Genomic DNA, 22,056 nt, shown 5'->3' on the forward strand with positions numbered 1-22,056 from the left:
CTTAAATATAGGAATAGCTCATTATTGGTATTAATTAAAGTTAATTTATTAAGCAATTAAATAAACATGGTATCAGAGCAATATTTGCTGATTTTTAATGGTTTTTAGCTGTTTTTTGAGAAAAAACTATCAATTTCGCACTACTTTTACTGTTTTTGACTGCAAAATAACTTTTTTAGGTATTTTGTTCACTACTACTGTCATAAAATTTTTAACTTGTGGTTATCTTAGATTCAACCTCTACTTTGTAGTGAAATAATAAGCTTGCCTAATTTTTAGGTTTTGCGCTTGTAATCAAGCTTTTAGCACTTGGCGTATTAATTAGCATCTATTAATTTTTTAGCTTTAAAAATGTGAAATTTGTCTTAACTGGTATGTAAGATGGGATATTTAGTAACTTGTAGAAGTTTACTGACAATTATCTCTATTGTGTCAATTTGCTTGTTAAAATCCATGCACACTATTAATACAGTTTCTCTTGCAGCTGTATACAAACATGCCATCAGAATAATTAAGGACTTTTTTTATGAGCACCCCAAAATCTGAAAATTTTAATGAGTTAAAACCTAGTAGCGAGCATATCCAAACTAAGGAGCAATATGCACAAGCTTTTAAACAATTAGATGCTGAGGCTCGTTATACTTTTTTTGCTGCGCTAATCGTAACTATTGTCTTTTGGCTAGCAATCTTTTTAACTCACGATCTTAATGTCAGTGTTTTCCACTTACCTCTGTGGTTTGTATTAAGCTGCCTTGGTGGCTATGTCTTTTCTGTAGTGGTTGTCATTGTATTAGTTAAATGGTTTATGAAGCCTTGTCCTTTAAAGGTTACCTCTTTAAAGCATGGCCAATCCTTACCAGAAGATAATCAAGCATAAAGGAGCTAACCATGAATAATATCCTACCTTTAGTTCCTATTGCGCTCTTCTTTATTGTGTTACTAGCAGTAGGCTATGTGGTTTCCTATCGTGCCAATAGCGCCACTAACTTTAAAAAAGAATATTTCTTAGGCTCTCAAAGTCTAGGTGGTGTCGTTTTAGCCATGACCTTAGTGGCTACTTACGGCTCAGTATCATCTTTTGTTTCAGGCCCTGGTATTGCCTGGAATTTAGGCCTTGGCTGGGTGGTCTTTGCTGCACCTCAAATTATTACTGCCTTCTTAATTTTAGGCATATTAGCTAAAAGACTTACTTTGCTCTCTCATGCAACCGATAGCCTTACCGTTATTGATCTCATTTATGAGCGCTTTAAGTCCAAAATAGTATCTTTAGTATTAGCTGTTTTGCTGATTGTGTTCTTTATTGCCATGATTGTAGGTCAGTTTATCGGTGGTGCCCAAATTTTTGCGGGTCTTACTGGTATTAACTATGAACTAGGCTTAGTAATTTTTGCTCTGGTAACTGTACTCTATTCCTCTGGAGGCTTTAGAGCAGTAGCTATTACTGATGCTATTTGTGCTTTCTTAATGTTAAGCGGCATGGTGCTTTTAGGCTATGTCATTATTAGTGAAGGTGGTGGTTTAGCTAATGTAATGGACACCATTGCCTCAGTTAATATTGACGAGGCTACTAATATCAGTCGCAATTTAGAATACAATGCAGGTGGTGCCCTACCTATAGGCTTGCTCTTTTCTACATGGATTTTAGTAGGCTTTGCTACTGTTGGCCTTCCACAAAGCTTAGTACGTTGCATGAGCTACAAATCTAGCCATGAACTGCATAAATCAATGATTATTGCTACCTTAGTTTGTGGTGCTCTCATGATTGGTATGACTATGCTTGGCGTTTTAGCTCGAGCTGTAGTAACCCAAATGCCATCAGGTGGTACTGATACTGTAATACCTACTTTAATTGCCTCTAAAATGCATCCTATTATTGCTGGTATTACTATCTTAGGCCCTCTAGCAGCTACTATGAGTACTGTTAGCTCCCTATTAATTGCTGCCGCCTCAGCTGTAGTTCGTGATCTCTTTAAATCTTTGCATAAAGATAGAAATCACAACAATCAACCTAGCAACCAAGAGCCTGAGTTAATTCAAGATTCAGTTAAAAGCAATCTTAGCTATCATGAAAAGCTCATTGTTAAAGGCACTGCTATGGTCATGGGTATTATTGCTATTATCCTAGCTTTATTCCCTATGGATGTAGTAGCTTGGATTAATCTCTTTGCTTTTGGTGGTTTAGAAAGCGCCTTTGTATGGCCTATTATCTTAGGCATGTTCTCACGTCGCTTTAATACTTGTGGACTGTTAACCTCTATTGCATGTTCTATTAGCGTCTATGCTATTGGTATGATTTTCAAGATCACTTTCTTTAGTGCTCATGCCATTGTGCCAGCGCTAGTTGCAGGCCTAATAGGTGCCATTATTGGCTCATACATAGGCTCCCATATTCTCAAGCAAAAGATGGATCGCTCCACTCACGAAATTTTCTTCCCTCACAAAAACTACTTAAGCTAACCCAGCTTTAAAGCTAGCTACGCAAGCTTCGCTAGCTGCGCCAGGCCAGAGGCCAGAGCTTTGCTCTGGCCCTGGTCTGGCCCTGTCTCCGCCCCGTTCCCGTAGCCTACTTTCTAGCAAGAGCTTAGGCTTAACCTAATACAGTTTCCACCCCGTATTTACCAGAATAGCCAGCCGCCACTGTTAAAAACAAAAATAAGCCATCAAAAGACTCTTGATAGTATCAGCGTGATGATGGGCAGCTTATGATGACGCATTGGTTTAAGCATAAGCATAAGATTAGGCGCAATCTGGGACTATCCTTACCTTTTAAGAGAAAGCTTGCGAGCACTTAATTAAAGTCAAGCCATAGAAACAAGACAGGCTGACACTCCAAAAGCATAGCTTTTAAGAAATATCAGCCTGTATTTTTTTAAACTTATTAAGCCCAAGTTTTCTAGTGCCTATCAGGGGCTTTTAATAGCAAGAAACTACCAATTAATGCTACTGGTGCTGGTAGTTGTTGCACAGTTAGCTCTCACCTTCTGTAGAGGACTTTTTGCCTCTGTTACCTTTGAAGGTTGCCATTGGATTATGGCCTTTAAAGCCATAGCCTTGACCAATATCAATATTGTAATTATTGACCACATTATTGCTAAAAGTAGGAGCGCTCTCAGCATTAAAAGCATTAAACTTAGGGCGATGCAAGCTCTCGGTTGGAACAAAAGCTACCTCATCATCATCCTCATCAACATAATCATCATCAATTTGCTGATAATCAGTGCTAATTAAAGGCTCAGCAATCTTGTTAGCCTCGCCTGATGGGCCATGATAAACATTGCCAACACCATTACCATAGCCATTGCCAAAGCCATTGCCCAAGCTATTAACCTCTGGGGCGCTTGGAGGTGTTACGCCTTGAGCACAAAATTGAGCAAAAGACATCATGCCATTATTGTTAGTATTTGCTCCCTGCTCTGCACTTGCAAAAGCATCCCCATTAAAAGGACTCTGTCCTTGATTATCTCTGGCATTGAGAGCGTTAAAACCATTAGCAGCCACAGCGCCATTCATATTACTTTGATAGGCATTGGACACAGGCTGTGCAAGTCCTTGTGGCCATGGCTGATGCTGTGGTTGAGGCCATGGCTGACCCATGGCCTGGCCAAGGGCAAGGCTCTGGCCTAAGCCAGGTGTTTGGGCCTGGGCCTGAGGCTGGAGTGAGGCTACAGCTGGGGCGATAGCGCCAGCTGGGGCTGGGACTGGGCTTGGTGAGGGGCTAAGGCGCTCAAATTTGGCGGTAAAGGCTAGAGTGCGTTCACGGCCTAGCTTTTCATAGAAAACTAAATACTCACCCTCAACAGCTCTTACCTCTCTTACTATGCCTGTACCTAAAATTTTATGGACAAAACGCTCGCCTACTGACATGAGATTGTTCTTATTCTCATTGCCAACTCTGATCTCTGTTTGACCAAGAGGGGACATATAAGAACCACCAATTTCTACCACTTCATCCTTTTTAACCTCAGCTAAAAAGCGTGATGGCAAGCGTGGAATCTTGGCTTGTGGGTCTTGGCGGTTTTGTAGCATACCTCCTGCTTCTGACAAGAATAATTGCTTTTTAGCACGGGTCATTGCTACATACATTAAGCGGCGCTCTTCCTCAACATTAAGCTCATTAATAGCCTTTTTACTAGGGAAAACAGCCTCATTAACACTAACTACAAAAACGTAGTCAAACTCTAAGCCCTTGGCATTATGTACTGTCATTAAACGTACAGCATTTACAGGAGAGCTCTCGTCAGCACTGGTCATTAAAGTTACATTAGACACAAAGTCTGCCAGGTTAACCTCGTCATCTTGATTTTTCTTAAAATCAGATAAATAGCTCTTTAAGGTGGCAATATTCTCCAGACGCTCATCTTCGCCAGATTCTTTAATCCACTCTTCATAGCCAGTGTTGTTAATAATAAGTTCAAAATCGTCCACTGGGCTTTTAAAAGGCGCTTGGGACAAATCACCCATGACCTTAATAAAGTCAGCTACCTTAGTTTGACGACTAAATAAGAATTCATCATCCTTACTTAAGATTAAAGCTTTAAATAAAGAGCAATTATTAGCTTTGGCAATCAAATCAAGCTTTTCCATACGCTTTTTGCCAAAACCACGTGGAGGAACGTTAACTATACGTCTAAAAGCCACATCGTCATCAAGATTTACTCTCAGGCGAATATAAGCAATAACATCGCGAATTTCTTTACGGTCAAAGAAGCGCAAATCACCTATCACATTGTAAGGAATCTTAGCTGCGACTAAGGCATTTTCAAACTGCATAGCCACATAGTGGGCTCGATACAAGATAGCAATGGTGGCGTTTGGATCTAAATACTTAATTTCCTTAATACAATCCACCACATAATCAGCCTCAGTGTAAACAGAAGAGGCATGAGTAATGATAGGCTTTAAAGATAAGGCCTGGCCTTTCTTATTAGGGCTTTCACTAAGCAGCTCTCGTAATGACCAATAAGCTTGATTATCCTCAAGAGTGTAAACTTGCTCTTGAGATGGTAAAACCTGATCCCAAGGGGAAATTTGATGGGCAAAATTATGTTCGCTTGGGCGTGGCTCTAAACCAATACGCTCTAACTTCTTTTGTGCTTTAAAGCCTACCGCTTTAGCTAAGCGATCTTTATGATTGCCTGCCCTGGCATTGGAGTAATAAGAGCTTTTGGCCAAATGCTCTACCACTTGAGGACTCATTTTTTCCTCAAGCTTCAAGTTAGTGTCACGTGAGACAATCATGTCATCTAAAGTGATATCTTCACGCTTAGCAATTAAAGGCAGACGATCAGGGTCGACATTATTGGAAATAACTGAGTAAGCCGCTTTTAAAATTGCGCCTTGAGAACGATAGTTATAAGTTAAATTTAGCTTAATACCTTGAGGGGCATGAGCATTAACAAAGTTTTGGAAATACTCAACTCGAGCACCTCTAAAGGAGTAAATGGTCTGATCTGGATCACCTACAATAAAGAGGTTATTGTGGTAGTTAGCTAAGATCTCTACTAACATATACTGGTCACGATCAATATCCTGAAATTCGTCAACCAAAATATACTCTAAGCGCTTTTGCCAACGCTCTCTTACCTCAGGAAAGTTTTGCAAAATATGTAAAGTTAGTAAAATCAGATCATCAAAATCTAAAGAATAAGTAGTGCGCTGGGCAAATAAGTAGCGCCAGAAGAGCTTAAGATTATCCTCAGTAGCACTAGCAGAGCGCTTTAATAGCTCGGTACTATCAGGGCCAATAAAAGCACTAATGTAATCTTTGGTCTCTTTTTTACAGTCAATAAATTCCCAAGCCTTTTTTAACGACAGCTTCTTACCATCAATTTCGCACTCTTTGTATAAAGGGCGTAGCAGCTCTTTAACATCAGAGACATCACAAATAGTAAAAGTCTTAGGCCAGCCTATAGCCATGATTTCTTCACGTAAAAAGAGCGCACAAAAACCATGAAAAGTGGTAACAAAAGGATTACCAATAGCATTGCCACACAATTGTTGGACACGCTGTTTCATTTCTACAGCAGCTTTATTGGTAAAAGTTACACACCATACAGAGCGTGGAGAAATGCCATATTCGTTAATCAAGTAAGCATAACGATAGGTCAGGGTTCTAGTCTTACCCGTTCCTGCACCAGCATGTAAGCAGACATAGCCCTCAGTTTGCTCAACTGCATTACGCTGCTCATCATTTAGTACATCAAGCCAATCTGACATTTCTCATCCTTTCACAAAAATAATATGTGCCTTAAAGAACCACTCTAATTTTATCAGCTTTGGATAATATTCAAATACAAAACAAGCTCTAACCAAAGTAATTGACTAGAGCTTGTTCATATTTAAATTTGCTTAAACTTACTTAACTTTAGGGCCATTAGAGATTTTGCTAAAGTCGAACAAGTTGCGATCTAATAAATGAGATGGCACCACATTCTTGAGTGCCTTAAAGATAATGTCAGGACGCTTAGGCTGCTCTTTTTCCCAGTGGCGAATCATCTTAAGCATAGAAGCACGCTCTTCATTTTCGCCATAACCGCATAGACCTTTTGGTACTGTTGGGTAATTCTTCAGCTTAGCTAAAGTGGTTAAATCACGCTCACGGCAATAAGCTAAAGGACGAATAACTGTTAAGTCGTCCTTATCATTACGTAAAATTGGCGGCATAGTCTTCATAATGCCTGAATAGAAGAGATTTAAAAAGAAAGTAGCCAAAATATCATCACGATGATGACCTAAAGCCACTTTAGTAGCACCAATTTCACGAGCAGTAGAGTATAAAAAGCCTCTTCTCATACGAGAACAAATAGAGCACAAGCGAGTATCAGGGCCTACTTTGGCTTTTGAGATCTCATAAACAGGACGCTTGAGTACATAGTAATCAAGGCCTACATTCTTAAGATGCTCCTCTACCATGCCCTCTGGAGTTCCAGGAAAACCAGGATCAATATGAACAGGAACTAAGGTAAAAGGAATAGGAGCAGAGCGCTTAATGGATAATAAAATATCGAGCATGGCATAAGAGTCTTTACCACCTGAAATGCAGACCATGACCTTATCGCCCTCTTCAATCATGCCATAATCACCAATAGCATGACCTACTTTGCGTCTTAAGCGCTTAAATAGCTTATCAGCCTTATATTTGGCTTCCTTATCTTCAATATTAAAATAAGGACTAACCTTGCGACCATACTCATCAGCCTTGGACGGTAAATCATTATCATCACGCACTTTGTGAGAACCTCATAAACATGCTAACGCACTAGTGAAAAAATTTGGGGCCATATTTTATCACGAGTAAAAACTTTTGCTTGCTAACATTGAAGCTTTGGTCAGTTCCAATTAGATAATTATTTGCAAAACAGGTCATACCCTGTCATAGGTAAGCAAAGCCAAACTAAACCTCACAGAGCCTACAAACAAAAAACCTCTTGCTAACACTTCTGATAGCAAGAGGCTCTTTGGGGCTAACCCCAGAAATTTATAACATGAGCTTGTACAAGCTTAAGCTTGAACCCAAGCGCTCGCTTGAGCGCTGGGCTAGGCGCAAAGCTTGAGCTTTTGGGCCTGACGTGTTCTTTTTAAATACCAGATACGCCCTCGGAGGCCATTGGTACACGCTCAATAACAGCCTTAGGAGTGATTACAGCTACATCGCAATCGAGGTTGTCTACTACACGCTCGCAAATATTACCAGCTAGCGCTACAGCTACACCCTTACGAGCAGAGGTGCCAATAAAGAGTGCGGTTGGCTTTAACTCAGCACATAAGGTTGGAATAACATCATCTGGCTGGCCTTCACGGATATGGCAATGCTCAGCAGGGATCTTATGACGTGCTGCAAAAGAAAGCACAGCTTTACAACCTTCTTTAAGCGCAGCATCGCCTAATAAATCTGGAGTAAAGCCTGGTAAATTCATTGAAGATGGAGGAAGTAGTGGAGGAATGGCATTGAGAATGTGAATTTGGCAATGCATAACACGACAAAGCTCTTGAGCCTCACGCAAGAGACGCATATTGAGCATACGAGCTTCAACATCATCAGGATCTGATAAATCCAAGGCAATAGCAACAATACCAGTTGGATGCCAAATATGGTCTTTAGCAATTAATACTGGTACAGGAGCATGACGTAATAATTGCCAATCAAGAGGAGTAAAGAAGACACTATCAAACATACCATGAACTTCATGGGCTTTAATTAAGAGGTCAACGCTCTCTTCATGAGCCATACGGGTAATGTCTTTACCAACGCTCTTTGACCAAATAACACGAGTTTTAACCTCATAGCCTATAGCATGAATAGCTAAATAATTCTTTAGCCACTTCTCGCTCTTTTCTAGAACTGAAGCTTTGATCTCTTCTTTAGGTTCTACTGATAAGACAGAGGTGAGATCACGAGTCAAATCAGTAACAGGCATAACAGCAATAATTTCACGGTTTGTTTTACCACCAGCATGAGCCAAAGCCATAGCTCTTTCTAAAGCAACTTGGCGCATTTGCTTGGGTTCGATAACTACCATTATTTTCTTAAATTTTTTCAATTAAGAACTCCAATTTGCTAAAACTTACAACCTAATCTTGCTAAGCTATCTCACCTAAATTAGCCTGATTCTTCTAAAGGTTTGTTTTTCTGCCTACAAAATAGTTTTCAATCTTTGATATGAACTAAGCTCCATATCAGCGCTATTTTAGCATGTAAAGAAAAAAAGCATTGAGAACTTTCTCTAGAAAAAACATGAAACCTTAAGATCTCAAAATTACTGGCTTAGCTGGCGCTCCATCAATCACATGGCACTTTAATTGCTGACTAAAAAATCTATCTATATAGAGGTTGGATGCTCTTGTAAAGAGCCATCCTAATATAGCTTAAGTAGCAAGCCAAGATATTGGTGTAGTTAGCAAGCTTTAAATTACTTTTTCCAAGTATGCTAACTACACCGATATCTTAGGTTTTTGTTAGTAAGATTGCGCATCAAATTACCTATTAGGTAATTTGAGTATATAGAGGTTAGGAACTGTTAATTGCTTATTGCGTCTGACAGTTCTTGTAAACAGCAAAAACTTTTGCGCTTGCTATTTTTCTATATTATTAGCCCTCTTCAATGCAATAATCATAAGTAGAGCTTACTAGTGTTTGCCATGCTCGTCTGATGCGGTTGACATAACGATCATGTACTTTTTGATTAACACTATAGTGATAGTGATAATTACCCACACCCGTCCAAATATTACCATCTGCCTTTTCAATTTCTCGACGAATTAAATAACCCATAGCCCAGATATTGTGGCAAGGCTTAGACTTAATATCATTTTTAGTTAATTTAAACTTGCGCAACTCACCTAGACGAACATCATTAATTTGTGAAGGGCCACAGTCTTGTGTACCATTGCGGTTAGTACCACACTTGCCGTTAATCGGGCCTCGCTCTACATATAAAATTGAATAAAGCAGCTCTTCGGGCAAATTAAATTGATAGGCTGTCCAAGCAATACAATCTTTTAAGGACTCATATTGCTTCATAGGAGGCTCTAAATAAGCCACATCTCGCCAATGGCCTTGTACTTTACAAGACATGGAGGCACTATAAGCAGATCCTACATAAAACCATAATGAGCAAGTTAACATGATGCCAAATAATACTTTTAAAGATCTAGTTAGGCTCATATACATCACTCCTCCTATATGCTTTAGTGCAATCCCATATCTTGCGCTACTCCTATAAAGCTTCGTATAGAGCTCACAGCGCACCGATAGTGCAAGATATGGGTGGCTCTTAGCAGCGCCCTGGCGCACTAGCGCAAGGTGCAAAGCACCGTGCGCAAGGCGCTTGGCGCTTTGCCTGGACTTTTGCTAGCAGCCAAGAGCTCTTAGTTTAGTAGCTCTTTTAGTTTCTTTTTAGATTGTTCTTGCTCTGCTTTACTTAAAGGCATAGCAATAGCTGCGGCTCTTAACAAAGATTGCTCGAGCTTATCTTGGTTAACACTATCATAATTAATAGTTTTAGCCTCTGGATTAGGCTGACCAAACTTATAAGGCACAGGTTGAATAAAGTTAGTACCTTCGACGTAATAATTAACCGTCATTGAGGTAATCAAGGTACGAACAGAGCTTTGCTGATTAACTAAAGTTAAAGGCTTCAAAGTAAAAATAAAGTTGTTATTAATACCCTTAAGTCTAACTTGCATTAAGGTTGTAGAAGCGCCTTGAAACTGTCTTACTGCTAATTCTGATGGAGAGGCTGTAGTCTCAGCTAGAAATCCTTGGTTCTCTAGTTTGGTAGAGACAATATCCATAGGATAACCATTGAGATCATAAAAACGTATTATTGATATGCCATGGCGAGGCACAGCAATTTCATATTGAGCCTGATAAGTAGCGCTCATGCGCATAACTTTAGCCTCAATATCGCCTGGGACAGTAGGAATATTAAGCGAGTTTTGCGGATCTACTTTGCCCTCAATATAGACTTTTTCACTTAATTGCTCTTTGGTTCTAAAGTCAATTAAGGTATCAGAAAGTTCAGGTGGAGCTTGAGGGGCAATCACATCAGCATAAGCAGGTGACAAAAATAAAGATAAGTTACCCTGCTCGTTAAAGCTCTTTGGTGAGCTTTGATGAGCAAAAGGTAGATCAATAGTATGCGGCAAGTTTAAGCAAGTAAGAGCCGCCACACCGCATAATGCCAGCCCCATACTTTTAACTTTCATCATCATGACTTTAGTATAGCATTGGATTGATTATTTACCTTAACTTTAACTTTAACAGCTAAGTAAGTCTTGCATCCGATATACATCCTATTTTGCACTAAAAGTATGAATATTTTTTGCATAGCGATTATCTTAATTGTGAGCTTTGCTAAAATTTGGCCCTCAAACAAAAGTGGATCTATTAGTGTGCTAGAATGGCACATAATCAGGAAGATATTTTTTTATTATTTTGCTCCTGATTCTAAGACCAATAACTGTTCTCTTTTATAGGAAAGATCATGACCGCATTAGTATTGGGCCACAAGAACCCAGACACAGATTCTATCGTTTCAGCTTTATCTGCCACCAATTTATATCGTGGACGCGGTATTGACGTAAAGGCTGTAGCTCAAGGTACTCCAGCTCCTGAGACTGCTTTTGTTTTAGAGCGCTTTAATTTAACTGCTCCTGAAGTTTGCCACAGCGTAGCAGGTCAAGAGGTTTATTTAGTAGACTACTCTGACTTAGCTCAGGCTCCAGATGATTTTGCTCAATGCAAGCTCTTAGGTATTATTGATCACCACAAGTTAGGTGATGTTACCTCTGACTCTCCTGTTGAAGTTACTATCAAGCCAGTTGGCTGCTCCAACACTGTAATTAAAGAGTTACACGACTACTACAATGTTGAGATCAACCCTTCTTTAGCTGGTGCTATGTTATGCGCTATCTTATCTGATACTGTTTTATTCAAGAGCCCAACCTGCACTGAGGCTGATAAGAAGGCTGCTTATGACTTAGCTAAGATTGCTGGCGTTGAAGATCTTCAAGCTTTAGGTATGGAAATGTTCAAGGCTAAGAGCAACTTAGCTGGTGCTACCCCACGTGACTTAATCTTCCGTGATTTCAAGGACTTTGATATGTCTGGTACCAAGGTTGGTATTGGCCAGTTAGAGTTAGTTTCCTTATCTTTAATCACCCCAGAGTTAAAGGCTCAATTACAAGACGAGCTTAACAAGGTTAAAGCCGAAGGCCGTCACTCTGCCTTATTAGTTGTTACTGACATTATGGAAGAGGGCTCTGAGCTCTTAATGTGCTCTGATGATGAGCAGAAGATTGCCAAGGCCTTAAACACCACTGTTTCTGACAAGATGTGGATGCCTGGTGTAATGAGCCGTAAGAAGCAAGTTGTTCCAAACTTAGAGCAGGCTTTTAAAGCTTAATTTTTTTTAAATTACTAATTAATCAGACTAAGGCACTACCATTTACTGATAGTGCCTTGTTTTTGCCTAATACTACCAAACTGTTGAGGAATTTGTTAATGGCTATCAAAAACGATCAATCAAAGCCACATTTAGATCATGTGCCACGTGTAGGCGTGGTGTCCTTAGGTTGCCCTAAAAATCTAGTTGATTCCCAGCGCTTGATTTCTGTTTTACTAGCTAAAGGTTATCGCCTTGAAAATGACTTCCATAATGCAGATTTAGTATTAGTAAATACCTGTGGCTTTATTGAACCAGCCGTAGAAGAATCTTTTGATGCCATTTATGATGCCAAGCAACAATGCCAACAAGTTGTGGTTATGGGCTGTATGGGTGCTCAAAAGGAAAAAGTCTTAGCCGAATACCCTGATGTAGCTGATGTTATTGGCCCTGGCCGTCGTGCCGCTGTATTACGTGCTGTTGAGCGCTTAGTAGGTGAGCCTCCTGCTATTGCCCGTCAATCAGTTCCAACCTCTGGTGTACTTTTAACTCCAAAACACTATAGCTATCTTAAGGTTGCCGAAGGCTGCCGTCATAAGTGTGCTTTTTGTATTATTCCTGATTTACGTGGCACCTTACGCTCACGTCCTATTAGCAATATTATTGCTGAGGCCAATGATCTTAGTGCTAGAGGCGTAAAAGAAATTATGATCATTTCTCAAGACACCTCTGACTATGGTGGTGATCTTAAGGATGGCACTAACTTATTAAAACTCTGTGAAGGCTTAGCTACTGTTAATCCACGCCCATGGTTTAGATTACACTATGTCTACCCAAGCAAGATTGTAGATGAGCTCATTCACTTTATGAAAGATGGCATTATCTTGCCTTACCTTGATATGCCGCTCCAGCACGCCTCTGAGCCTGTGTTAAAGCGTATGAAGCGCCCTGGCAATATTGAGCGTACTTATGAGCGTATTATGCAGTGGCGTGAGATCTGCCCTGATTTATCCATTCGCTCTAACATTATTACTGGCTTCCCAGGTGAAACAGAGCAAGACTTTGAAAACTTATTAGAGTTCATTAAAAAGGCTCGTTTAGACCGTGTTGGTACCTTCCCTTACTCTGACGTTGAGGGTGCACAAGCTAATGACTACGATGGTGTTGTTCCTGTAGAAGTACGTCAAGAGCGTGCCCGTTTAGTAATGGAAGCCCAGGCTCAAGTATCTGCCCAAAAACTTGCAGAGCGTGTAGGTAAGAGCTATGAAATGCTAGTTGATACTATCACTGAGGAAGGCTTAGTAATTGGCCGTACCAAGTACGAAGCTCCTGATATTGACGGTATTGTTACTATTGAAAGCTTACCAAAGGGCGAGCGTGTACGTGAAGGTGACTTACTAAAAGTTAAGATCACCTCTAGCGATGAGCATGATTTAATTGCCGAATTTGAGCAAAACATCACTCCATCAACTCACATCCCATTCAAAATGGCTAAGTAGGCTTAACTAAAGACCTCAAAACTACACATAAAAAAGGAGCGCAACCACTAAAGGCTACGCTCCTTTTTTCTATCACTAAGCTTAAGTGCTAGTTATTTTTCTTTGCGCTCATAATTGTGCTTGCAATACTTAGCAACTACACACTTATCGCAATGACCCTCAAAGCGTTGAGCGGTACAGTTATAGCGACCATGTAACAGCAAGTAGTGATGAGCTTCTTTTAAAAATGGCTCAGCCACTAAAGGACTAATACGCTCTTCAACCTGGCCTGGGCATTTACCTAAGCATAAGCCTGTACGAGTAGCGACACGATAAACATGGGTATCTACCGCAATAAAAGGCTGGCCAAATGCAACATTGAGTACCACCTTAGCTGTTTTAGAGCCCACTCCAGGTAATGCCACCAACTCATCAAAACTGCCAGGAACCTTGCCATCATGCTTATCCAATAAAGCTTGAGACAGCTGGGCTAAGAATTTAGCCTTATTTTTCCAAAGACCAATGCTCTGAATATAAGGAGCAATGCCCTCGGCACCAAGCTTTGCCATGCTCTTAGGATCTGGTGCGGCTTTAAATAAAGCAGGAGTAGCTTTATTAACAGAAGCATCAGTAGCCTGAGCGGATAACACTACTGCACATAAGAGCTCAAAAGTGTTCTTAAACTCCAACTCACTCTTAGGGTTAGGATTTTGCTCTTGCAATAAGCGCATGAGCTCATAACGCTCCTCCTTATTAAGCAAGGTAATATCCTTAAACTCAGCCTCCACACCCTCACTAGGCTCAGCATACACCTCATAGCCCTTGGCCACTACCTTGGCCTTGGCCTTAGCCCCTGCCTTAGCTGCCTTATCCGCCGCCTTAGCAGGCTCGGAAGATTTGGCCTTAGCCTTGGAGGCTACCTTGGTAGCAGTAGCCTTAGCTGGAGCTTTCTTGCTCTTAGCCTTTACCTCAACTACTTCCTGAGATTCACCGCTCTTAACAGAGGCTTTTGCAGCACCCTTGGCATTAGCAGTAGACTTGGACTCTACCTTAGCTGGCTCGGAAACTTTAGCCTTAGCCTTGGAAGCAGACTTAGTAGCAGTAGCCTTAGCTGGAGCTTTCTTGCTTGGAGCTTTAACCTCTACCACCTCCTGAGGCTCAGCACTCTTAACTGAGGCCTTAGCAGCAGACTTGGCTTTAGCCTTGACCTTATCAGCAGGCTTGGACTCTACCTTAGCTGGCTCGGAGGCTTTAGCCTTAGCCTTGGAAGCAGGCTTAGTAGCAGTAGCCTTAGCTGGAGCTTTCTTGCTTGCAGATTTAACCTCTACCACCTCCTGAGGCTCAGCACTCTTAACAGAGGCCTTAGCAGCAGACTTGGCTTTAGCCTTGACCTTATCAGTAGGCTTGGACTCTACCTTAGCTGGCTCGGAAGCTTTAGCCTTGGAATCAGCCTTAGTAGCTTTAGAAGCAGTAGCTTTAGCTGGAGCCTTCTTGCTCTTAGCCTTTACCTCAACTACTTCCTGAGGTTCAATGCTCTTAACAGCAGCTTTAGAAGGCTTGGCTTTAGCCTTGGTCTTAGCAGCAGACTTGGACTCTACCTTAGCTGGCTCGGAAACTTTAGTCTTAGCCTTAGATGCAGCCTTTGTAGCAGTGGCTGTGGCGGCAGCTGTGGCTTTCTTGCTTGCAGCCTTTACCTCAACTACCTCCTGAGGCGCTACACTCTTAACAGAGGATTTAGCAGCAGTCTTAGCCTTGGCGGCAGTAGCTTTAGCTGGGGCCTTAGATGGAGCCTTAGCAGTAGGCTTTGATTTGGATTTTGAGGATGATGGGGTTTTAGTGGAAACTGGCATAAACAATTAACCGCATGAGATCAAAGAAGATAAGCTCTTTTTTAGTACAAGCGCTCTACTTTGATGTTAACGGCTACCTCCTTGTAGTTTTGTTACAGGGGCTACCTATTTAGTGAACTGACCTAACGAGTAGAGATTATAGATTATGTTTCTTATTACATAATATTGCTATCACCTACATATTTTTATCGCCTAAATTTGCGAGCTTTTATTAAAAAATGCTGAAAGCATCACATTCTTTTATGAAAAGGGTCTGGTTTATGAGCTAGGACGTAATATGCATTATTTTAATGTGATTTGGCGACAAAATAGCCAAAATTTGGCTTAAACACTAGCTTTTAACGCTATTTATCATTTGCGCAAAAAAAGCATCTTAATGCCATTGGTTAGCTAAAATTACGTATTTGCAGTAAAATGAGCCCGCCCAAGCCTTGTATACATCGCAAAAGGCAGAGCTAACTTTACTACTATGTCTTTTGCGATGGATGCACATCTTAGGCATGTAAGATATTTTTCCTTAATATGCTTAGCATAGATGAAACTTACTCACCAACTATTTGAGTGGTAACAATGATCGACGCATTAATCCTATTTTTTAGCGCTGCCATTGTAAATAACTTTGTGTTAGTGCGCTTTTTAGGTATTTGTCCTTTTATTGGCGTTTCTAACCAATTATCAGCAGCTTTAGGCATGGGTGGAGCTACTACCTTTGTCTTAGTGTTATCAGCGCTTATTTGTACCTTAGCTAATAACTATGTACTTTCTCCTTTAGGTCTAACCTCTTTAGATTTAATTGTAGATATTATCGTTATTGCTGTTGCTGTACAGCTAGTAGAGATTGTAATTCGCAAAACTTCCTACAGTCTTTATCAAGCTTTAGGCATTTATCTGCCTTTAATTACCACCAACTGTATTGTGCTAGGTTTAGTTCTACTTAATACCTCATTAAACCATTCCCTAATCAATGGTATGGTCTACGCTTTGGGAGCTGGAGCTGGCTTTACTTTAGTGCTTACCTTATTTGCAGCCATGCGTGAGCGTTTGGCACTTAATGATGTTCCTGAGCCTTTTAAAGGCACTGCTATTGCTCTTATTAGCGCTGGCTTGATGTCGCTAGCTTTTATGGGCTTTGCAGGATTTACAGGCAGCAGTGTCTAAGCAAAATACTATTAGCTAACTTTATTTTTAGGTGCTTACTTAGTTAACACATTTTTTATTGAGGTAGTCTTGTGAATATTAGTCCAGACGCACTCCAATTTATTATTTACGGAGCTATTGCCTTATTTGTTCTAGGCATAGTGTTATCCATCTTAGCCCGCTCTAAAGGTGGCGGTGATGACGAGATAGCAAACCAACTGGAAAAAGCCCTACCAGGAGCCCAGTGTGCTCAATGTGGCTACCCAGGATGTCGTGCTTATGCTGAGGCCATGGCTAATGGTACAGCATCTTGTAATAAATGTACTCCAGGTGGTCAAGATACTATCGATAACCTTGCTTCTATCTTAGGTGTTAGTGTCCCAACAGATGAAAGTGAAGATGCTATTTTTACTCCACGTAAGGTAGCTATTATTCATGAAAGCCTCTGTACAGGTTGTACTAAATGTACCCGTTTTTGTCCTGTAGATGCTATTAAAGGCTCACCACGTAATGCACATAGCGTTATTGAAAATGAATGTATTGGCTGTAATGAGTGCGTTAATAAGTGCCCAGAAAATTGTATTGAACTAGTGCGCTTAGAACCAACTTTAGCTAACTATAACTGGGAACTTCGTCCTATTCGCTTTAAGGGGACTAACTAATGCCATTTTCTAAACAGCTCGAAAAGATCTTCCAAGGCAAGCTCTGGAGCTTCTTTGGTGGTATTAAACCTTTAGAGCGCAAGAGCACCTCTCATAGCCCTATTGAAGAGCTGCCCATCCCTTCTTTAATTACCCTACCACTTGATCGTCACTTAGGTGATGGTGGTCAGCTTTTAGTTCGTGTCGGCGAACATGTAAAAGCAGGTCAACCCTTAACTATTCCAGGTGGTAAGCGTAATGTTCCTCTTCACGCCTCTACCTCAGGTGAAATTATAGGTATTGGCATGCAAGTGCTGCCTCACCCATCTGGCTTTTTGGGTCGTTGTATTACTATTAAGCCTGATGGCCTGGATGAAAAAGTACCTGATGAGCCAATGGCCGATTGGCAACAGCGTGACCCTAAAGAAATTTTAGAGCGTATTAGAGCTTTTGGTGTTGAGGGCTTAGGTGGTGCTCAATTCCAAACAGCCGCTAAGATTGGCGCTGCCCTTGAGGAATCAACTGGCGATTGCAATATCTTTATTGTTAATGGTGCAGAATGTGAGCCTGTAGCTACTTGTGATGACCGCTTAATGCAAGAGCGAGCTGCTGAGATTGCGCAAGGCATTGAGGTGGTACGTCATATCCTTAAGCCTAAGGCCATTATTGTTGCTATTGAAGATAACAAGCCTAATGCTATTAAGGCTATGAAAGAAGCTGTAGCAGAGGATGTAATGGTAAGAGAAATTCCTACCTTATATCCATCAGGAGCTGCACGTAACTTAATTAAGATTTGTACTGGTATTGAGATTCCTTACAATGAGCACACCTCTGAGTGCGGTATTGTGGTCGATAATGTAGAAACAGTATTTGCGATTAAGCAAGCTGTTATCGATGGCATTCCACTCATTAAGCGTGTGATCACTGTAGATGGTCAAACTTTAGGTAAAAATGGCAATGCTTTAGTACGCTTAGGTACCTCAGTGCGCTTTGTTTTAAACTGTTTTAAGCTCAACCCTGAGCGTCGTCAAAGAATTATTTTAGGTGGCCCTTTTATGGGCTTTACTCTGCCTAGCATTGACGTGCCTATTACCAAGAGCGCTACCTGTGTTTATGTACCTTCCTACAAAGAACTAGAAGAAAAGCCAGAGGCCATGAACTGTATTCGTTGTGGTCGCTGCGCTCGTGTTTGCCCAAGCAGACTAGTTCCTTATCAGCTATATGCTCTTTCTCGTGCTGGTATGCACAAGAAAACTAGTAGCTGTGGCATGATGGATTGTACTGAATGTGGTTGCTGCTCTTATGTTTGCCCATCACGTATTACTCTTACTGCGCAATTTAGAAAAGAAAAAGCTATTTTGCGTTTGCTTGATGATAATCAACGCCGTAACCAAAGAGCACAAGAGCGTATTGCCGCCCGTAATGAACGCTTAGCTAAAGAAGAAGAGCAACGTCAAAAACGTCGTGAAGCTGCCAAAGCTCGTGCCGCTGCGCAAAAAGAAGCCGAAGCTAATATGTCTCCTGAGGAGATTGAAAAGAAGCGAGCTGAGGCTGTGGCTGCTGCTCGTGAAAGAGCTGCTGCTAAGCGTGCGGCCTTGGCGCAAAAGAATGCTACTGCCAATAATGCTCAAGGCAACCAAGATAACAGCAACTTAGTTACCCAAGCTAATACTAATAACGCCTCTAATATGGCTATTACTGGTATTAAAGGTCTTAAGGCTAATAATCTTGAAGCTGCCAACGCTCATGATAAGGCCAATGCATTTATGGCCCAGAGCAAAGATGGCCTCTTAGTAGCTGCCATGATGGCTCAAGGTGGTACTAGTGCTATGTTAAAAGACAAGCACTTAAACCTTGCTAACAAAGAGCAAGCCTCTAACTTAAATGGTCATGAGCAACTCTTAAATGAGCCTCAAGAGAAGCTACCTTACTCTTTACGTAAGGCTGCAATTGATAAGCATGCTCCAGCTATTAATCAATGGCGTGTATTTGATAAACATGAGCCTGATATGAGCAAGGTGGAAAACCCACCTGCTGAGGGCGTATATATTCCTCAAAGCCGCCCTAAGACCAAATCTTATTTATATGCCCCTGAGGAAGATGCCAAAGAAAAGGCTAAGTTACCTCAAGCTTTAAAAAAGAAAACCTTAGATAACTAATTTTTGGCATAGAGTTTACAGGAAACTATCAATGCAAATTAATGAACAAAGTGCTAAGCAAAATCTTGGTATTGAGCCAGCACCTCATTTGCATAGCCCTATGAGCACTGAAAAGATCATGCTCATTGTTCTGGGCTCTTTAATACCTGCTTTAGCAGTTATGACTTTCTTCTTTGGCTTTGGCACTGTGATTCAACTAATCATTTGTTCAGCCACAGCCTTATTTTGCCAAGTTTTAGTAGCCATGATGCGCTCTAGATCAATTAAGCGTAGCTTAAAAGATCCATCTGGCTTAGTAACTGCTGCCCTTTTAGCTCTTACCTTGCCGCAATTATTACCTTGGTACTACAGTGTATTGGCTACTTTATTTGCCATGCTCTTAGTGCGTGAGTGCTTTGGTGGTCTTGGTCAAAACCTCTTTAATCCAGCTATGTCTGGCTTTATCTTTTTGGTAATTTCTGCCCCTGGTATTTTCTATACTACTTGGGTAACACCAACTTATAACGCCATTTCTGTAGCTACTCCACAAAGAGCTTATGATGTCATTATTAATGGCCATGATCCTAAAATTTTAATCAGTGAAATTAAAAGCCTTAACCATCTTAATGAGTTAGAGGCTTACCAGTCTTTACTTAATAAAGAAGAAGAAGCAAAAAACACTGATACTGATGAATTAGATAGCATCATTAGCCAAGATCATCTCACCACTGACGCTCTTAGTGGCGCTACCTATTTAGAAAGCATTAAGACTGCACGTAAAGCTGGTGCTGTTGCCTCTCAAGCCCCTATTGACTTACTAAGCCCAAGCTTTGTAGCTTATCTCTATTTAGCAGCAGCCTATGTGCTCGGCGGTATTATTTTAATTGCCACTAAAGTTATAAGATTCCAAGTGCCACTGGCTTTCTTAATTGCTTTAGCCTGTGGAGGTGCTTTGTGGCATTATTTAGACCCAAGTGCCTGCATTAGTATGATAGAACACCTTATTATGGGCGGTACTATGCTCGGTGCTTTCTATATCATTACTGATCCTGTTACTACTTGTGGCACTTTTAAAGGACGTATTATTCTTTCAGCCATCATTGGTCTGTTAGTAATTGTTATTCGTGTCCAAGGTAGTTACTCTGACTCTGTGGCTTTTGCTGTTATGTTAGGCAACTGTTTAGCTCCTCTCATGGATGTTATGACTAAACGTCGTCCATTTGGTATTGGCTATCGTCCAGGAGGCCTTGACTAATGTTTGAATCTAAACCAAATGCACGTGCTATTTTCTCGGGCATAATTTTATCGGCTATTGCAGCTTTATGTACTAGTGCTGTATTAACAGTTGAACAAGACACAGCGCCTTTTATTGAGAAAAATAGAGCTCAAACTGAACAAAAGCTCATTGACACTCTACTTCCTGAGGTTAAAGCTAAAGCTCAAGGTAAAGTTACTTATCAATGCAAACTCATTAGCGACAAACGTATTGGTAAAAATATGAAGGCCTATATTGCTCGTGATGAACAGGGTAATACGTTGGGCTTTATCTCAAGCTACTCTACCAGTCGTGGCTACTCCAATCCTCTCATCTTAATTGGTGGTATGGACAATAATGGCCGTATTAGCAAAATTGATATTCAATTAAGCCGAGAAACTCCTGGTATTGGCGATAAAGTAGAGCGTCGCAAGGGTAATTATTTAGACCAGTTTGATAATTTAGCTCTGCACGAAAAAAACTGGGATGTAAAGAAATTCGGTGGTGACTTTGACTATATTACAGGCGCTACTGTGACCTCCCGTGCTATTGTGTTAGCTACCAAGGATTTTCTTGAAGTAATGAACTCTACAGACTTTGATAGTCTTAAAGATTGCCCAAGTAAGAAATAATTTTTCAGGATCAACAATATGAGCAATAAAACAGTGGTTGAAGGAGCTTTAGATCCTAACGCTAAACCAAAACAAAGCTCTTTATGGGAAATTTTCATCAAAGGTATTTGGAAAGATAATCCTGGCTTATGCCAACTGTTAGGCATGTGCCCATTACTAGCTGTTACCACCTCAGCTGCCAATGCTCTAGGCTTAGGTATTGCTACTATTTTAGTAATGGTCTTAAGCTCTATGGTGATTTCTTTAATCCGTAAGTTTATTGTTAGTGAAGTACGTATTCCTATTTACGTAGTAATTATTGCCTCTTTAGTAACAGTAGTACGCTTTGAGATTGAAGCCTATTTCCCTGCTTTATATCAGCAATTAGGCATTTATTTAGCCTTAATTGTTACCAACTGTATTATTATGGGCCGTGCTGAGGCTTTTGCAGGTAAGAACAATATTATTAGATCTACTGTAGATGCCATTGCTTGTGGTATTGGCTTTACCTTAGTACTCTTTGCTCTAGGATGCATTCGTGAAATTATCGGTAATGGCACTCTCTTTGTAGGTGCAGCTGATATTTTAGGCCCATGGGCAGCTAACTTACAAATGACTATTTATAGTGCTGATTTCTCTATGCTCATTGCTATCCTCCCTCCAGGCGGCTTCTTTGTTTTAGCCTTTTTAATTGCTATTAAAAATGCTATGGATAATATGGGCAAATGGATGCGCGATCGTAAAAATCGCATCAACTCTATTAATATCTAAACTTTACCGCAGCCTGCTAACAGCAGGCTGTTTTATTAATCTCAATACGCAAACTACCTGCTCTTTCCTACCCTTATAGCCCCCTACAAGATAAAATTGTGCTTTATCAATAATCTTGCAAAATTCTGTACGAGATTTTTATCGCTATTGATTTGAGTCACACTTTTTATGTTACACGGTAACATTAATTTTGTAATATATGAGCTATGCTGTATTTTAATATTAATTCTGTCTAAAGTTTTAGTTAAAGGTCGAATATGTCTCCATCTTCTCTTGATGATATCATCCAA

16 protein-coding genes are annotated in these 22,056 nt (G+C 40.6%); 10 read left to right on the forward strand and 6 right to left on the reverse strand.

What is annotated here, in order from left to right; translation table 11 throughout:
- The first annotated feature begins 526 nt into the window (after positions 1–526).
- Positions 527–877: a DUF997 family protein gene (locus MXE38_RS09150; RefSeq protein ID WP_246914120.1), complete on the forward strand. Its 351-nt coding sequence runs from the start codon at positions 527–529 to the stop codon at positions 875–877.
- An 11-nt stretch (positions 878–888) separates the two neighbouring features.
- A complete protein-coding gene (gene panF, locus MXE38_RS09155) occupies positions 889–2,457 on the forward strand; it encodes a sodium/pantothenate symporter (RefSeq protein ID WP_246914122.1) in 1,569 nt (522 codons plus the stop codon).
- Between the two features lie 510 nt (positions 2,458–2,967).
- Here panF and MXE38_RS09160 read toward each other — a convergent pair.
- From MXE38_RS09160 to MXE38_RS09180, 5 genes are all read right to left on the reverse strand, one after another.
- Complete coding sequence (locus MXE38_RS09160; protein ID WP_246914124.1) at positions 2,968–6,216, reverse strand: UvrD-helicase domain-containing protein; 3,249 nt, start codon at positions 6,214–6,216, stop codon at positions 2,968–2,970.
- Between the two features lie 138 nt (positions 6,217–6,354).
- Positions 6,355–7,227 carry a tRNA 2-thiocytidine(32) synthetase TtcA gene (gene ttcA / locus MXE38_RS09165; RefSeq protein ID WP_246914126.1) on the reverse strand — a complete coding sequence of 291 codons (873 nt, stop codon included), beginning with the start codon at positions 7,225–7,227 and terminating at the stop codon, positions 6,355–6,357.
- 350 nt (positions 7,228–7,577) lie between these two features.
- Positions 7,578–8,540 (reverse strand): universal stress protein UspE, encoded by a 963-nt coding sequence (gene uspE, locus MXE38_RS09170; RefSeq protein WP_281503189.1) that lies wholly within the window; start codon positions 8,538–8,540, stop codon positions 7,578–7,580.
- Between the two features lie 548 nt (positions 8,541–9,088).
- Positions 9,089–9,664 carry a lytic transglycosylase domain-containing protein gene (locus MXE38_RS09175; RefSeq protein WP_246914130.1) on the reverse strand — a complete coding sequence of 192 codons (576 nt, stop codon included), beginning with the start codon at positions 9,662–9,664 and terminating at the stop codon, positions 9,089–9,091.
- A gap of 203 nt (positions 9,665–9,867) precedes the next feature.
- Complete coding sequence (locus MXE38_RS09180; RefSeq protein WP_246914132.1) at positions 9,868–10,713, reverse strand: hypothetical protein; 846 nt, start codon at positions 10,711–10,713, stop codon at positions 9,868–9,870.
- A gap of 272 nt (positions 10,714–10,985) precedes the next feature.
- Here MXE38_RS09180 and MXE38_RS09185 point away from each other — a divergent pair, with 272 nt between their 5' ends.
- Together MXE38_RS09185 and rimO are read left to right on the forward strand one after the other, a co-directional pair.
- Entirely contained in the window at positions 10,986–11,906 is a 921-nt protein-coding gene (locus MXE38_RS09185) for a manganese-dependent inorganic pyrophosphatase (RefSeq protein ID WP_246914134.1), read from the forward strand.
- Positions 11,907–12,004: 98 nt separating this feature from the next.
- A complete protein-coding gene (gene rimO, locus MXE38_RS09190; protein WP_246914135.1) occupies positions 12,005–13,384 on the forward strand; it encodes a 30S ribosomal protein S12 methylthiotransferase RimO in 1,380 nt (459 codons plus the stop codon).
- Positions 13,385–13,476: 92 nt separating this feature from the next.
- On the opposite strand, the gene nth is transcribed toward rimO, so the two are convergent.
- Positions 13,477–15,213, reverse strand: coding sequence for an endonuclease III (gene nth, locus MXE38_RS09195; protein ID WP_246914136.1), 1,737 nt, complete (start codon positions 15,211–15,213; stop codon positions 13,477–13,479).
- A gap of 570 nt (positions 15,214–15,783) precedes the next feature.
- On the opposite strand from nth, the gene rsxA reads away from it, so the two are divergent.
- The 6 genes from rsxA to MXE38_RS09225 all read left to right on the forward strand — a co-directional run bounded on the left by rsxA (position 15,784) and on the right by MXE38_RS09225 (position 21,766).
- Positions 15,784–16,371, forward strand: coding sequence for an electron transport complex subunit RsxA (gene rsxA / locus MXE38_RS09200; protein ID WP_246914137.1), 588 nt, complete (start codon positions 15,784–15,786; stop codon positions 16,369–16,371).
- Between the two features lie 71 nt (positions 16,372–16,442).
- A complete protein-coding gene (locus MXE38_RS09205; protein WP_246914138.1) occupies positions 16,443–17,012 on the forward strand; it encodes an RnfABCDGE type electron transport complex subunit B in 570 nt (189 codons plus the stop codon).
- A complete protein-coding gene (gene rsxC, locus MXE38_RS09210) occupies positions 17,012–19,150 on the forward strand; it encodes an electron transport complex subunit RsxC (RefSeq protein ID WP_246914139.1) in 2,139 nt (712 codons plus the stop codon). The genes MXE38_RS09205 and rsxC overlap by 1 nt, the downstream gene beginning before the upstream one ends.
- A gap of 31 nt (positions 19,151–19,181) precedes the next feature.
- The gene (locus tag MXE38_RS09215; protein ID WP_246914140.1) at positions 19,182–20,384 is read left to right on the forward strand and encodes an RnfABCDGE type electron transport complex subunit D; all 1,203 of its coding nucleotides are present in this window, start codon (positions 19,182–19,184) and stop codon (positions 20,382–20,384) included.
- Positions 20,384–21,016, forward strand: coding sequence for an RnfABCDGE type electron transport complex subunit G (locus MXE38_RS09220; RefSeq protein ID WP_246914141.1), 633 nt, complete (start codon positions 20,384–20,386; stop codon positions 21,014–21,016). Before MXE38_RS09215 ends, MXE38_RS09220 begins: the two co-directional genes overlap by 1 nt.
- 18 nt (positions 21,017–21,034) lie before the next feature.
- Positions 21,035–21,766 carry an electron transport complex subunit E gene (locus tag MXE38_RS09225; protein ID WP_246914143.1) on the forward strand — a complete coding sequence of 244 codons (732 nt, stop codon included), beginning with the start codon at positions 21,035–21,037 and terminating at the stop codon, positions 21,764–21,766.
- Positions 21,767–22,056 lie beyond the last annotated feature (290 nt).

The sequence above is a fragment of the Anaerobiospirillum sp. NML120448 genome (genome assembly GCF_023050945.1).
Classification (GTDB): Bacteria; Pseudomonadota; Gammaproteobacteria; order Enterobacterales; family Succinivibrionaceae; genus Anaerobiospirillum.

Bases quoted from the DNA above. Each gene is read 5' to 3' on its own strand.
- MXE38_RS09150 (WP_246914120.1), top strand. From the start codon at position 527: ATGAGCACCCCAAAATCTGAAAATTTTAATGAGTTAAAACCTAGTAGC.
- panF (WP_246914122.1), top strand. From the start codon at position 889: ATGAATAATATCCTACCTTTAGTTCCTATTGCGCTCTTCTTTATTGTG.
- MXE38_RS09160 (WP_246914124.1), bottom strand. From the start codon at position 6,216: ATGTCAGATTGGCTTGATGTACTAAATGATGAGCAGCGTAATGCAGTT.
- MXE38_RS09175 (WP_246914130.1), bottom strand. From the start codon at position 9,664: ATGAGCCTAACTAGATCTTTAAAAGTATTATTTGGCATCATGTTAACT.
- MXE38_RS09180 (WP_246914132.1), bottom strand. From the start codon at position 10,713: ATGATGATGAAAGTTAAAAGTATGGGGCTGGCATTATGCGGTGTGGCG.
- MXE38_RS09185 (WP_246914134.1), top strand. From the start codon at position 10,986: ATGACCGCATTAGTATTGGGCCACAAGAACCCAGACACAGATTCTATC.
- rimO (WP_246914135.1), top strand. From the start codon at position 12,005: ATGGCTATCAAAAACGATCAATCAAAGCCACATTTAGATCATGTGCCA.
- nth (WP_246914136.1), bottom strand. From the start codon at position 15,213: ATGCCAGTTTCCACTAAAACCCCATCATCCTCAAAATCCAAATCAAAG.
- rsxA (WP_246914137.1), top strand. From the start codon at position 15,784: ATGATCGACGCATTAATCCTATTTTTTAGCGCTGCCATTGTAAATAAC.
- rsxC (WP_246914139.1), top strand. From the start codon at position 17,012: ATGCCATTTTCTAAACAGCTCGAAAAGATCTTCCAAGGCAAGCTCTGG.
- MXE38_RS09215 (WP_246914140.1), top strand. From the start codon at position 19,182: ATGCAAATTAATGAACAAAGTGCTAAGCAAAATCTTGGTATTGAGCCA.
- MXE38_RS09220 (WP_246914141.1), top strand. From the start codon at position 20,384: ATGTTTGAATCTAAACCAAATGCACGTGCTATTTTCTCGGGCATAATT.
- MXE38_RS09225 (WP_246914143.1), top strand. From the start codon at position 21,035: ATGAGCAATAAAACAGTGGTTGAAGGAGCTTTAGATCCTAACGCTAAA.